This is a genomic window from Ensifer sp. ENS10 (genome assembly GCF_014852025.1).
In the GTDB taxonomy this organism is placed as follows: domain Bacteria; phylum Pseudomonadota; class Alphaproteobacteria; order Rhizobiales; family Rhizobiaceae; genus Ensifer.
On the sequence record NZ_JACVAS010000007.1, the window covers coordinates 118,112 to 131,827 of the forward strand.

The following is a 13,716-nucleotide window of genomic DNA, read 5'->3' on the forward strand; positions in this document are numbered from 1 at the left end:
ACTAGTCCTCAAAGGGGTCCGTCACAAGTATTGTGTCGTCCCGCTCGGGGCTGGTCGAAAGAAGAGCAACCGGCGCACCGATCAGTTCTTCCACCTGGCGAACGTATTTGATCGCTTGCGCCGGAAGCTCCGCCCAGCTGCGTGCGCCGACCGTCGATTCCTTCCAGCCTTCGAGTGTAATATAGACTGGCTTTGCCGAAGCTTGCTGCGCTTGGCTTGCCGGCAGATGGTCGATCTGCTGTCCGTCCAGAGTATAACCGACGCAGATCTTCAGTTCGTCGAGACCATCGAGCACGTCGAGCTTGGTGAGCGCGATGCCGGTGATGCCATTGGCGGCAACGGACTGGCGCACCAGCGCCGCGTCGAACCAGCCGCAGCGGCGCTTGCGGCCCGTGACCGTGCCGAACTCATGGCCCTTTTCGCCGAGGAACTGGCCGATTTCATCGGTGAGTTCGGTCGGGAACGGGCCCTCACCGACGCGCGTCGTATAGGCCTTGGTGATGCCGAGGATATAGCCGAGAGAACCCGGGCCCATTCCCGAGCCGGCAGCAGCCTGGCCGGCAACCGTGTTCGACGAGGTGACGAACGGATAGGTGCCGTGGTCGATGTCGAGCAGCGTGCCCTGCGCGCCTTCGAACAGGATTCGCGCGCCCTTGCGGCGGGCCTTGTCGAGCAGCACCCAGACGGTGTCCATGAACGGCAGCACCTTGGCGGCAACAGAAGAAAGCTCCTGCATGATCGCCTCGTGGCTGATCTCCGCTTCACCGAGACCACGGCGCAGCGCATTGTGGTGGGTCAGCAGGCGATCGACCTTGGCCGGCAGGGTATCGAGATCGGCGAGGTCCATCACACGGATCGCGCGGCGGCCGACCTTGTCTTCGTAGGCCGGGCCGATGCCGCGGCGCGTGGTGCCGATCTTCGTGCCGCTGTTGGAGGCCGCATCTTCGCGGATGCCATCGAGCTCGCGGTGCAGCGACAGGATCAGCGTGGCATTGTCGGCGATGCGCAGGTTGTCCGGCGTGATCGCGATGCCCTGCTTGCCGAGCTTGTCGATTTCGGCGATCAGCGCGTGCGGGTCGATGACGACGCCATTGCCGATGACGGCGAGCTTGCCGGGACGCACGACGCCGGAAGGCAGGAGCGACAGCTTGTAGCTGACGCCGTCGATTACCAGCGTATGGCCGGCATTGTGTCCGCCCTGAAAGCGCACGACGATATCCGCGCGCTCGGAGAGCCAATCCACAATCTTGCCTTTGCCTTCGTCACCCCATTGGGAGCCGACCACTACGACATTCGTCATAATTCTCTTCCTGTGCAGGCGCGCAAACGAAGCTGCGCTGTTCTCAAACCCGCGCATCTATACTGTGTTGTCATCTGGAAAGCGACCCCGTTATATCCGGCGTTCCGCCCTTTTTGCATGACAAGGGCGGGATTTAGCGCCTATATCTTCGTCTCTCCCGCCATCGCGGCAACAGGTCGCCCATCCCCGCACAGGTCTGAGCATCGTGAATTCCAGGGCCTACTTCTATCTCTGCGTCACCGCACTCTTCTGGGGCGGCAATTCCGTCGCCGGCAAGATGGCGGTCGGACACGTAAGCCCGATGATGCTGACGACCTTGCGCTGGGTCTTCGCGCTGGTCGTCATCCTGGTGCTGATGACGCCGCAGATCCGACGCGACTGGGACAAGATCCGCAAGCACTGGCTGCAGCTTCTCGCCTACGGCGCGATCGGCTTCACCACCTTCAACGCGCTGCTCTATTCGGCGCTGAAATATACGAGTGCCATCAACGCCGTTATTCTCCAGGCCGGCATTCCGATGTTGATCTTCCTGTTCAACTTCGTGCTGTTTCGCACGCGGGCGTCGATCGCCCAGGTGATCGGCTTTACCGTCACCCTGATCGGCGTATTGGTGACTGCAGCCCATGGCGACATTTCGAGCCTGTTGACGCTCGAGTTCAATTTCGGCGACGCGTTGATGATCATCGCCTGCGTCGTCTATGCCGGCTATACCGTCGCACTGCGCTACAAGCCGACGATGCACTGGCAAAGCTTCATCGCGGCGCCTGCCTTCGGCGCGCTTCTAAGCGCCCTGCCGCTGCTCTTCTGGGAAATCGGCACCGGCACGGCGATCGCGCCGGATCCCACCGGCTGGATCATCGTTCTCTATGCGGCGATCTTCCCCTCGCTGATGTCGCAGGTGCTCTATGTCCGCGGCGTCGAGATGATCGGCGCCAACCGCGCCGGCCTGTTCATCAATGCCATTCCGGTCTTCGGGACGCTCCTTTCGGTGCTCCTGATCGGCGAGACCTTCCATCTCTTCCATCTCGTCGCGCTCCTGCTGGTGCTTGGCGGCATCGCGATCGCCGAAAGGGGCCGTCCGCGCTGACGACCCCTCGCGTCTGCCGAGCAGGCGTCGCGCAAAGATATCTCTTTTCATTGAAGGCTCGCTGGGGAGGCTTGGCGCCACCCAAAACCTCGCTCATTCCTGTGCTCGTCACAGGAATCTCTAGCAGTTCCGCTGGACCTGCGGCATCAGCCCAAGTCCTTGGACCCGACGGACGTCGGGTTGCTGGATTCCCGCCACAAGGGCGAGGATGAGGGGGAACGGGACACCCCTCGCGGCAGAAAGCCATCTTTAGGGGTTGTCAGCAGCCTGAATGGCGCCGTTTCCGGCGCCATTTTCATTTATCAGGCAAGAAGCCGCTCCATATAGAGCGCTTCCTCGCCGTAGCTTGAGAGCTTCAGTGCCAGCCGCTCGTCCATCCGGACTTCAAAACCCTGCCTCTCCCAGAAACTGCGGGATCCGTTGACGGAGACGAGCGACATCGACCGCAACGCTTCCGTTCTGGCGGCATCCTCCAGAACAGGAAGAATTCCGCCGCCCGCTCCGGAACCACGCATCTCGGGCAGAAGGGCGAGATCGTGGATGTACCAGGTGTCGGCGGCATCAGGAATTTCGCCAAGCATGCTGTTCAGCGACGGCGGCGCGCCACGAAGCCAAGGATGGCTCAACACGTAGCCACGCGACTGCCCGGCCGCGTCCAGCATGAAGCACCCGGCAGGGCTCAAGGCGATGCGGTCAGCAAGTACGGCATCGTCCTCGGGAAAGGCCTGGTGAACCACAAGCTGGATCTCCGATACGGAGGCGAGATCGGGCAGGCTTGCCTCGCGCCAGCGGAATGTCATTTCGGTCATTTCTCGTCACATGCGTTCGAAACAGGAAAACGCACCGGCGGCCACCGGTGCGTCTTCGATATGTCCCGTGATTGGGTCGGCACAGCGGCGGATCACACCGCCGCTTGCAGTGCCGGCGTCAATCGATGTTGAAGACCAGCGGCTTTGCCTGGCGGATTGCCTGATTGGCCCGCAGCTTGTCAAGAACAGCCTCGGAAACGGCGCCGTCAACGTAAAGCAGCGCAATCGCGTCGCCGCCTTCCTTCTCGCGGCCGAGCTGGAAGTTGGCGATGTTGACGCCGGCGTCACCGAGCGTCATGCCGATGAAGCCGATCATGCCGGGAACGTCGGTGTTGGTGATGTAGACCATGTGGCTGCCGACATCCGCATCAAGGTTGATGCCCTTGATCTGGATGAAGCGCGGCTTGCCGTCCGAAAACACCGTGCCGGCCACAGAGCGGGTCTGGTTGGCGGTCTTCACCGTCAGCTTGATGTAGCCGTCGAAGACGCCGGTCTTGTCGCGCTTGACCTCGGACAGGATGATGCCCTTTTCCTTGATCATCACCGGCGCCGAAACCATGTTGACGTCGGCGACCTGCGGGCGGATCAGACCGGCGAGAACCGCGCTCGTCAGCGCCTTGGTGTTCATGCCGGCGGTCGAGCCGTCATAGAGGATCTCGATTTCCTTGATCGCGCTCTCGGTCACCTGGCCGACGAAGGCGCCGAGAACGTCGGCAAGCCGGATGAACGGCTTCAGGATCGGGGCTTCCTCAGCCGTGATCGACGGCATGTTGATGGCGTTGGAGACGGCACCCTTGACCAGGTAGTCCGACATCTGCTCGGCCACCTGCAGGGCGACGTTCTCCTGGGCTTCCGTGGTCGAAGCGCCGAGATGCGGCGTGCAGACGACGTTCGGCAGGCCGAAGAGCGGGCTTTCGGTGGCGGGCTCGACCTCGAAGACGTCGAAGCCGGCGCCGGCAACATGGCCGGACTTGATCGCTTCGGCGAGCGCCTTCTCGTCGACGAGACCGCCACGAGCGCAGTTGACGATGCGCACGCCCGGCTTCGTCTTGGCCAGCGCTTCGGCACTCAGGATGTTGCGGGTCTTGTCGGTCAGCGGCACGTGCAGGGTGATGAAGTCGGCGTGGGCGAGCAGCTCGTCGAGTTCGACCTTGGTGACGCCCATTTCCTCGGCGCGCTCCTTGGACAGGAACGGGTCGTAGGCGAGAACGTGCATCTTCAGGCCGATGGCGCGCGAGCAGACGATCGAGCCGATGTTGCCGGCACCGATGACGCCGAGCGTCTTGCCGGTGATCTCGACACCCATGAAGCGCGACTTCTCCCACTTGCCGGCCTGCGTCGAGTTATCGGCGGCCGGAAGCTGGCGGGCAACGGCAAAGAGCAGCGCGATCGCGTGTTCGGCGGTCGTGATCGAGTTGCCGAAGGGCGTGTTCATCACGATGATACCGCGACGCGAGGCAGCCGGGATATCGACATTGTCGACGCCGATGCCGGCGCGGCCGATGACCTTGAGATTGGTCGCAGCCGCGATCAGCTTTTCCGTCGCCTTGGTGGCCGAGCGGATGGCAAGGCCGTCATAGTTGCCGATGATTTCGGCGAGCTTGTCCTTGTCCTTGCCGAGCTTCGGCTGGAAATCGACTTCGACGCCGCGATCGCGGAAGATCTGGACGGCGGTTTCCGACAGTTCGTCGGATACGAGAACGCGAGGTGCCATGAGGGCCTCCTTAAAGATCAGGTCTGAATGGGAATGCGGTTAGCCAAGCCTCGCTCCCATGGGGAGCGAAGCGGATCACTCAAATCAGTGTGAGATGCGGGCGAAGTCCATTGTTCCTCACCCCTTGTCTGATCAGGCCGCGGCCTGCGTCAGCGTTGCCTTCTGGGTCTCGAAGGCCCAGGTCAGCCACGGCATCAACGCTTTCATGTCGGCGGTCTCAATGGTGGCACCCGCCCAGATGCGAAGGCCCGACGGCGCATCGCGATAGTGGCCGATGTCGAAGGCGACGCCTTCCTTTTCGAGAAGCGCAACCACGCCCTTGGCGAAGGCCGCCTGTCCGTCGGCGTCGAGCGCCAATACGTCCTTGTCGACGATCTTCAGGCAGACCGAGGTGTTGGAGCGGGTCTCGTCCTTGACCGCGAGGTTGGCGATCCAGTCATTGGCGGCGACGAAGTCGAAGATCGCTTGCGCGTTGGCGTCAGCGCGGGCCATCAGGCCCTTGAGCCCGCCGACCTGCTGCGCCCAGAGGAGCGCATCGATATAGTCCTCGACGCAGAGCATCGACGGCGTGTTGATCGTCTCGCCGGTGAAGATGCCCTCGATCAGCTTGCCGCCCGAGGTCATGCGGAAGATCTTCGGCAGCGGCCAGGCCGGAACGTAGGTCAAGAGACGCTCGACGGCACGCGGCGACAGGATGATGACGCCGTGTGCGCCCTCACCGCCGAGAACCTTCTGCCAGGAGAAGGTGACGACATCGAGCTTGGCGAAATCAAGGTTCTGCGCAAAGGCGGCCGACGTCGCGTCGCAGATGGTCAGACCCTTGCGGTCGGCCGGAATGAAGTCGGCGTTCGGGACACGCACGCCGGAGGTCGTACCGTTCCAGGTGAAGACCACGTCGCGGTCGAAATCGACCTTGGCAAGATCGGGAAGTTCGCCGTAGCCGGCTTCGAACTTGCGCACGTCGGCAAGCTTCAGCTGCTTGACCACATCGGTCACCCAGCCGGCGCCAAAGCTTTCCCAGGCGACCATGTCGACGCCACGCTGACCGAGCAGCGACCACAGCGCCATTTCGACGGCGCCAGTATCGGAAGCGGGCACGATGCCGATGCGATAATCGGCCGGCACTTCAAGAATGTCACGGGTAAGATCAATGGCCTGCTTCAGCTTCGTCTTGCCGATCTTGGCGCGGTGCGAACGACCGAGCGGAGCATCGGAGAGAGCGTCGAGCGTCCAACCGGGGCGCTTCGAGCAAGGACCAGAAGAGAAATGGGTATTGTTCGGACGGAGGTCCGGCTGTGCAGGCTTTGCCATGTGCTATCCTTCCAGATAGATAGCCCTTCGTTGGGGAAGGGTGTCCCGCCGTCGTCGATATTGTGGACGGGACCGGAAGTCAAGCGCTTTGTCGCAATCGAGAAAATTTATGGCGCCGCGGGCAAGATCTGCAAAAGCAGAACGATGCCTGCCGACTGATTGTTGCCGGCCGGCACTTTCGTCCTGGCAATAGGCTGAGGCGATCGGCGGAACGATATGACCCGGTTGTCGCCGAAACTGTGGCGCTTCAAGGCGTTAGAAGGAGAAGCGCAGGCCGGCGCGGATCTCGTGACGGGACAGTCCGTCGTCGAAGCCCTTGTCGCCGGCAGCCCCCACCAGCGCCTCGGCGCCGAAGCCGAACATCTCGCCATCGGCGATATGGGAGTAACGATAGCCGACATCGAGCTTCAGCTGCTCGCTAAGATCATAGGAAACGCCCGCCATCAGCGCATAGGTGAAGCGCCAGCTGTCGCGCCCCTCATAGGAGGTCGAGGTGGGCGAACCGCCACAAGCACCAACGCTGGCCACACAAGTGGCGCGTTCGATTGCCGTGTCCCAGTTGAGGCGCGTTGCGCCGATGCCGCCGCCGACATAGGGCGTGAAGCCTGCGAGTGTGCCGAAATCCACATAGGCGTTCGCCATCAATCCAAGGGCGGAGTAATCGGCGCCGGTCGAGAAAGCGCAGGACGTGCCCGCCCCCTGCCCGGCACAAGGACCGGCAGAAGAAGATGAACCGCTGAACCGACCCTCGAAATAGTCGGCCGTCAGATCGGCGCGGAATGTATCGGTAAACTGGTAACCGACGCCGAGCGAACCGGAGAAGGGCTTGTCAAAGCGGGCATTGTCGAAGGAGACGCTGTCATAGGTCAGTGTGCCCGCATCGAAGGTCCGGTAATAGGGATCGCCCTCACCGCGCCAGGGTGCATAGCCGATATCGCCGCGCAGATAGATCGCGCTTGTGCCGACAGTTTCTTTCTCGATGGTGATCTCCGGGGCATTCAGGAGATCCTCGTCAGCAGCCAGCGCGGCGCCAGAGAGAAGCAGGCCGGCACCAAAAGCGGCTCCGCAGAACCCGTTTCGCCAATCCATGCCATGCCCTTTCACCGCTACTATCCGTGCGGGATGGAGCCATGCCGTCGCCGCTTCGTTCAGCGTTAACTATTGCAGCGACTGGTTAACCCCCGGTTAACCATGCCTGTTAGGAAACGGGCAAAGGTTGGGGGCAACGAAAAAGGCCACCCGAAGGTGGCCTTGGTACGTGTCGGATACTGTCCGATTACTTGTAGACGATCGGCGGCGGCTCGTAAGGCACTTCGCAGACATTGCCGAAGGAGTAGCGCAGACCAGCGCGCGCCTCGTGGATATAGAAGCCATCGTCGAAGCCCGGACCGCCGCCGTTGGCGTAGCCGAACATGTCGCCATCATCGACCTGGCGGAAGCGATAACCGATATCCGCCTTCAGGTTGCAGGTCAGGTCGATCGCGGTGCCGGCCATGAGGGCGTAGGTGAAGCGCCAGCTGTCCTTGCCGCCATGATTGGTCGTCGGGTCGCATCGGGTGGGGTCGCCATCTACGCAGCTCGTGTTGCGCAGCCCGTCCCAGCTCACGCGCGTCGCACCGATACCGGCGCCGACGTAAGGGGTGAAAGCACCGTAGGTGCCGATGTCCACATAGGCGTTGGCCATGAGGCTCCACGCAGAAACCGAGCTAATGTCTCGCGAAACGCAAGGCTCGCCCGGGAAGAGCCCGCAGCCGCCGCTGGTCGAGCCGGCAAAGTCGCCGTTGCCCCAGTAGTCGGCCGTGATGTCGGCGCGCAGGTAGTTGTTGAACTGATAACCGACACCGCCGCCGATTACCCAGGAATCATCGATATCAGCGGAATCGAAATCCGCGATCGAGCCGCTCGGCCCCCCCTGGTAGAAATTTGCGCCGCGCAGATGGTTCCAGGCGTAACCGACGTCTCCGCGCAGGTACCAGCCGCTGGTCTGGACGACCTCGACGGGCTGCTCCGGCACCGGCTCCATAGGCGGTTGGTAGACATCCGCAGCAAAAGCTGCTGTGCCGCTGAGCAACATAGCAACAACGCCACTCAAAATTCTCTTCATGGCCCACTCCAATACATTCCGTTGCTTGGTTCACCATGAAACCGGTGCCCAAATCCCGATGTTGGTTATGGATAATGAGGAGGAAAGGTTAAGTTCCAATTAACTACAAACGTTTACCGAGATTGTTAAGAAAGCAGCCTATTCTTGCGGTTGTTGTGCCGCTTTACTGTCGGCGATACTGTTCCCTTAAGGTGCAGCTAAATAATCGTCAGGACAACGCGCTCTCAAAGCCAGCAACGCTTTCAGATCGGAATTCCAAGGATGGAACGATCTCGTCCCGGGCACCGCTTTCAAGCCACAGCAGGACAAAAAAAGAGGCCGATGCGTCGCACCGGCCCTGGAGGGAAATCAGTCTCTGGGTGTCTCAGGCGGCGTTGCGAACGCTGCCGATGACATTGATCAGCTCGTCGACGATGCGCTCGACCTGGCCACGATCGTCGCCTTCCGCCATCACGCGAATGAGCGGCTCGGTGCCGGAGGGCCGGATCAGCAGGCGGCCGGACTTGGCGAGCTCCGCTTCGGCATCGGCGATCGCCTGGCGCACAGTGGCGTCTTCGAGCGGCTTGCCGGCGGAAACACGAACGTTCTTCAGCACCTGCGGCACCGGCTCGAAGCGGTGGCACACCTCGCTCACCGTCTTGCCCTGGCGCTTGATCACCGCGAGGATCTGCAGAGCAGCAACAAGGCCATCACCGGTTGTGCCAAAATCGGAGAGTACGATATGGCCGGACTGTTCGCCGCCGACGTTCAGGCCGTCCTGGCGCATCTGCTCGACGACATAGCGGTCGCCGACCTTCGTGCGCCGCAGATCGATGCCGCGTCCCTTGAGATAGCGCTCGAGGCCGAGGTTCGACATGACGGTGGCGGCAACAGCACCCCCGCGCAGCATGCCGTCTTCGGCCCAGCTATCGGCGATCACAGCCATCAGCTGGTCGCCATCGATGACTGTGCCGTTCTCATCGACGATCAGCACACGGTCGGCATCACCATCGAGCGCAATGCCGATGTCGGCGCGCACTTCGTGGACCTTTTTCGACAATGTGGCGGGATGGGTGGAGCCGCAATCGAGATTAATGTTGAGACCGTTCGGTTCGGTGCCGATGGTGACGACTTCCGCACCAAGCTCCCAAAGCGCCGTCGGCGCCACCTTGTAGGCTGCACCATTGGCGCAGTCGACGGCGATCCTGAGACCTTGAAGCGTGACGTCGCGCGGCAAGGTGCGCTTGGCATGTTCCAGATAGCGATAGATGTCGCCATCGACGCGCTTCGCGCGACCGATGTCTTCCGACTTCGCCAGCTGCCCCGAGAGATCCTGGTCGAGCAACGCCTCGATCTTCGCCTCGATATCGTCGGAAAGCTTGTAGCCGTCTGGGCCGAAAAGCTTGATGCCGTTGTCCTGGAAGGGATTGTGCGAGGCGGAGATCATCACGCCGATATCGGCCCGCAGCGAGCGGGTAAGCATGGCAACACCCGGCGTCGGAATCGGCCCGAGCAGGAAGACGTCAAGACCAGCGGCCGTAAAGCCCGCCACCATGGCGTTCTCGAGCATATAGCCCGAAAGGCGCGTATCCTTGCCGATCACCACGCGGTGGCGGTGAGCGCCGTTGCGAAAGATCGTACCGACCGCAATGCCGACCCGCATCGCCAGATCCGGTGTCATCGGAAACAAGTTGGACTGGCCGCGGATACCGTCGGTGCCGAAATACTTTCGCTTCATAAGAACTCCATCGTTCTGCCGGGTCAGGGCTGGCTTGGCCACCTCCGCCTGTCTGCGTTTTCCGCGACTGGGTTTCATTGACCGGACCTCATTCATACTTCTTGGATGCCGTCTGCCTGGCGATCAGCATTCCGTTCAAGGACAGCCATCGCAAACACGTCATGTCTTCTTTGACACAAAAGCGCAGCAAACGGCAGCGAGCCTAACATCAGAAATCGTTACATCCCGTTACCAAATGCCAGAGGCCGCGTGGCAACGAAAAGCCGCCGCTCCACTTGAGGAGCGGCGGCTCGGATATACTGCCAACCGTGGCAATTATTGCGGCTGTGGCTCGAACCCACCTTCGGATTCTTCGCCCTTGCCCGCCGGACCTTCCTTCTTGGAACCTGCCGAAGGAACGGCCGAGCCGCGATGCGGCGGCGTGTCGTCGCCAAGGTCGCGCGCCGGCTTTTCGCCGCGGATCAGCGCCTTGATCTCTTCGCCCGTCAAGGTTTCGTATTCCAGCAGCCCTTCCGCCAGCGCCACGAATTCGTGGTTCTTCTCGGTGAGGATCTTGCGGGCGGTCTCGTAGGCCTCATCGATCAGACGACGGATTTCGTTGTCGATCTTCTGCGCGGTCGCCTCAGAAACGTTCTTCTGCTGGGCAACGGAGTGGCCAAGGAAGACTTCCTGCTGGTTCTCACCATAGGAAACCTGGCCGAGCTGGTCGGAGAAGCCCCACTGCGTCACCATCGCACGGGCAAGCTTGGTCGCCTGCTCGATATCCGACGATGCGCCCGAGGTGATGTTCTCCTTGCCGAAGGTCAGTTCCTCGGCAACGCGTCCGCCCATCATGATGGCAAGGCGCGAGACCATCCACTTGTAGCTCATCGAATAGCGGTCGCCTTCCGGCAGCTGCATGACCATGCCAAGCGCCCGTCCACGCGGAATGATCGTCGCCTTGTGCAGCGGATCGGCCGAGGGAACGTTGAGCGCCAGGATCGCGTGACCGGCTTCGTGATAGGCGGTCAGCTTCTTCTCGGCTTCGGTCATGGCCGACGAGCGACGCTCCGCACCCATCATGATCTTGTCCTTGGCATCCTCGAATTCGAGCATGGTGACAAGACGCTTGTTTCGGCGGGCGGCCATCAGCGCCGCCTCGTTGACGAGGTTCATGAGGTCAGCACCGGAGAAGCCGGGCGTACCGCGTGCAAGCACCTTGAGGTCGACGTTCGGCGCCAGCGGCACGTTGCGCACATGCACCTTGAGGATGCGTTCGCGGCCGTTGATATCCGGGTTCGGCACGACGACCTGGCGGTCGAAGCGGCCGGGACGCAGCAGTGCCGGATCGAGAACATCAGGACGGTTAGTCGCCGCGATCAGGATGATGCCTTCGTTTGCCTCGAACCCGTCCATCTCGACCAGCAACTGGTTGAGCGTCTGTTCGCGCTCGTCATTGCCGCCGCCGAGACCGGCGCCACGATGGCGACCGACAGCGTCGATTTCGTCGATGAAGATGATGCAGGGCGCATTCTTCTTTGCCTGCTCGAACATGTCACGCACACGGCTGGCGCCAACGCCGACGAACATTTCGACGAAGTCGGAACCGGAGATCGTGAAGAACGGCACGTTGGCTTCGCCGGCTACGGAGCGTGCAAGCAGCGTCTTACCGGTACCGGGAGGGCCGACGAGCAGCACACCGCGCGGAATGCGTCCGCCGAGGCGCTGGAACTTCTGCGGGTCGCGCAGGAATTCGACGATTTCTTCGAGGTCCTGCTTGGCTTCGTCGACGCCGGCGACGTCGTCAAAGGTGACGCGGCCATGCGCTTCCGTCAGAAGCTTGGCCTTGGACTTGCCAAAGCCCATGGCGCCGCGCGACCCGCCCTGCATCTGGCGCATGAAGAACAGCCAGACGCCGAGGATCAGAAGCATCGGAAGAAGCGTGCCGATGTAGCTCAGGAAGCCGGACGAGCCGTCGGTTTCCGGGCGAACCGTGACCGTCACGTCCTTGGCTTCAAGGCGCTCGGTCAGCGCCGTATCGACTGAAGGCGCATAGGTCTGGAACGTTGCGCCGCTTTCGGAATAGCTGCCGATCACTTTCGAGCCGGTGATCACGACTTCCTTGACGCGGCTCGCATCCACGTCCTTGAGGAATTGCGAGAACGGGATCTCGCGCGAGCCGGTGCGCTCCGTCGGCTGCTGGAACATGCTGAACAACGCGATCAGCAGAAGCGCTATGATTGCCCAAAGGGCAAGATTACGAAAATTAGGGTTCATCGAACTCCCCGGAACCTGTCACGGCCCGCGCATTTCGCCGGGCCGCTGTCTTGCTCCCTAACATAGGGTTCTGGCGACGCATTGCCAAGGCAAACCGGCTTCTACCGTTCCATTTCTGTCAATAGATCGTGAACCGGTGGCGGAAGATAACGCTCTCGTCCGAACAATCCGGCGATCCTGTCTGCCATGATCCTGTCGAAACTCGGCAAAAAGGTGTCGTAGAGGCCGATCCTCGGCTCGATTGTGGCAGATGCGACATTTTTGACGTCGTCGGACACGATGCGGGGCGCCGACAACGACACACGACCGGCAACGCCCGGTGGCAGGCCTGCGGCAATAAGTCTCTGCTGTTGTGGTCCGCGACCGCCTTCCACCGTCAGCGCAAGAGGACCGTCGCCACCATTGCGGATCAGAAGGCGGTCATCCCAGACGCCGGTTTGCCCAGCCTGCAACGTCAGATCCTCGATACCGCGCGCCTCCCGATAGAGATAGAGCCCGGTCGAGCGCCGGTCGAAGACGACGCGTCCCGCGGTCAGCCGCCCCGGTGTCCCCTGCTCCAGGAAATTTGCCAGCCGTTCCACCGTCTCGGCCGCAGGCAGATGTGCACGGCCGCCGAGGACGGTCGCCAGCGCAAGCAGCGCCCGTTGCCAATCGATGTCGCGGCATTGGCCGGTCATCGAAGAAGGGATTTCCGCGACCAACCCCGCATGCACCCGCACGTGCCGTTCGAGCAGAGCGGCGGCAGCTGCCGACGATCGCGCCCGGGACCGGGCGTCCCAGGCACCGGCACCGGTCTCCGGCAAAGATGCCAACGAGGCCCGCGCACGTACCCGCTCGAAGCGCGTGTTCAGGTTGCTCGGATCATCGAACCAGCCGACTTTGCGGTCGGTGAGAAAGGCGCGAATGGCTGCGCGGTCGACCGTGAGGAACGGTCGCAACACCCAGATGCGCCGGTCATAGAGCGTGGCCTCCGCCATGCCCGCGGCGCCGGGTCCCTCCCCTCGCCGTGCGCGCATCAGGATCGTCTCTCGCTGGTCGCCGAGCGTGTGACCGGTGACGATTGAGGACGCATCGAAGCGCTCTGCAGCGTCGGCCAGCAATGCATAGCGCGTCTCGCGCGCCGCTGCCTGAATGCCGGTCCTGGGCTTCGGCCCGTCCCATCGGGTGATGATATGCGGTACACCCAGGCTCTCGCAAAAGGCCGCGACACCGCGCGCCTCATCGGCCGATTCCGGCCTCAGCGCATGATCGACCGTGCAGGCGGCCAGAGAAAACTGTGTGGGCTTGGTTGCCTCGATCGCCTCGTTGAGAGCGAGAAGCAGTCCTTTCGAGTCGCTCCCGCCGGAGACGGCCACGAGAATACGTGCTGGTCCGTCGAAGGAGGCAAGAAATCGTTTTGCCGTTTCGACAACGGCCAT

At 62.1% G+C, this 13,716-nt stretch carries 11 protein-coding genes; 1 reads left to right on the forward strand and 10 read right to left on the reverse strand.

Annotated features, from left to right (window positions below):
• Nucleotide 1 precedes the first annotated feature (1 nt).
• On the reverse strand, nucleotides 2-1,300 hold the full coding sequence (locus IB265_RS23040; RefSeq protein ID WP_057254708.1) for an adenylosuccinate synthase: 1,299 nt from the start codon (nucleotides 1,298-1,300) through the stop codon (nucleotides 2-4).
• Between the two features lie 205 nt (nucleotides 1,301-1,505).
• Between IB265_RS23040 and IB265_RS23045 the strand changes: the two genes are divergently transcribed.
• On the forward strand, nucleotides 1,506-2,387 hold the full coding sequence (locus IB265_RS23045) for a DMT family transporter (protein ID WP_057254707.1): 882 nt from the start codon (nucleotides 1,506-1,508) through the stop codon (nucleotides 2,385-2,387).
• 302 nt (nucleotides 2,388-2,689) lie between these two features.
• On the opposite strand, the gene IB265_RS23050 is transcribed toward IB265_RS23045, so the two are convergent.
• From IB265_RS23050 to tilS, 9 genes are all read right to left on the reverse strand, one after another.
• Nucleotides 2,690-3,196, reverse strand: coding sequence for a GNAT family N-acetyltransferase (locus tag IB265_RS23050; protein WP_057254706.1), 507 nt, complete (start codon nucleotides 3,194-3,196; stop codon nucleotides 2,690-2,692).
• A gap of 118 nt (nucleotides 3,197-3,314) precedes the next feature.
• Nucleotides 3,315-4,910, reverse strand: a complete 1,596-nt coding sequence (gene serA, locus IB265_RS23055; protein WP_057254705.1) for a phosphoglycerate dehydrogenase — start codon at nucleotides 4,908-4,910, stop codon at nucleotides 3,315-3,317.
• Between the two features lie 132 nt (nucleotides 4,911-5,042).
• Nucleotides 5,043-6,221, reverse strand: coding sequence for a phosphoserine transaminase (locus IB265_RS23060; RefSeq protein ID WP_057254704.1), 1,179 nt, complete (start codon nucleotides 6,219-6,221; stop codon nucleotides 5,043-5,045).
• 255 nt (nucleotides 6,222-6,476) lie between these two features.
• Entirely contained in the window at nucleotides 6,477-7,091 is a 615-nt protein-coding gene (locus IB265_RS23065) for an outer membrane protein (RefSeq protein ID WP_375293083.1), read from the reverse strand.
• A complete protein-coding gene (locus IB265_RS37805; protein WP_375293084.1) occupies nucleotides 7,088-7,219 on the reverse strand; it encodes a DUF3693 domain-containing protein in 132 nt (43 codons plus the stop codon). Before IB265_RS37805 ends, IB265_RS23065 begins: the two co-directional genes overlap by 4 nt.
• 278 nt (nucleotides 7,220-7,497) lie before the next feature.
• The gene (locus IB265_RS23070; RefSeq protein WP_057254702.1) at nucleotides 7,498-8,325 is read right to left on the reverse strand and encodes an outer membrane protein; all 828 of its coding nucleotides are present in this window, start codon (nucleotides 8,323-8,325) and stop codon (nucleotides 7,498-7,500) included.
• Nucleotides 8,326-8,689: 364 nt separating this feature from the next.
• On the reverse strand, nucleotides 8,690-10,042 hold the full coding sequence (gene glmM, locus IB265_RS23075; RefSeq protein WP_057254701.1) for a phosphoglucosamine mutase: 1,353 nt from the start codon (nucleotides 10,040-10,042) through the stop codon (nucleotides 8,690-8,692).
• A gap of 315 nt (nucleotides 10,043-10,357) precedes the next feature.
• Nucleotides 10,358-12,298: an ATP-dependent zinc metalloprotease FtsH gene (gene ftsH / locus IB265_RS23080; protein ID WP_057254700.1), complete on the reverse strand. Its 1,941-nt coding sequence runs from the start codon at nucleotides 12,296-12,298 to the stop codon at nucleotides 10,358-10,360.
• Between the two features lie 101 nt (nucleotides 12,299-12,399).
• The gene (tilS, locus tag IB265_RS23085) at nucleotides 12,400-13,716 is read right to left on the reverse strand and encodes a tRNA lysidine(34) synthetase TilS (protein WP_192495196.1); all 1,317 of its coding nucleotides are present in this window, start codon (nucleotides 13,714-13,716) and stop codon (nucleotides 12,400-12,402) included.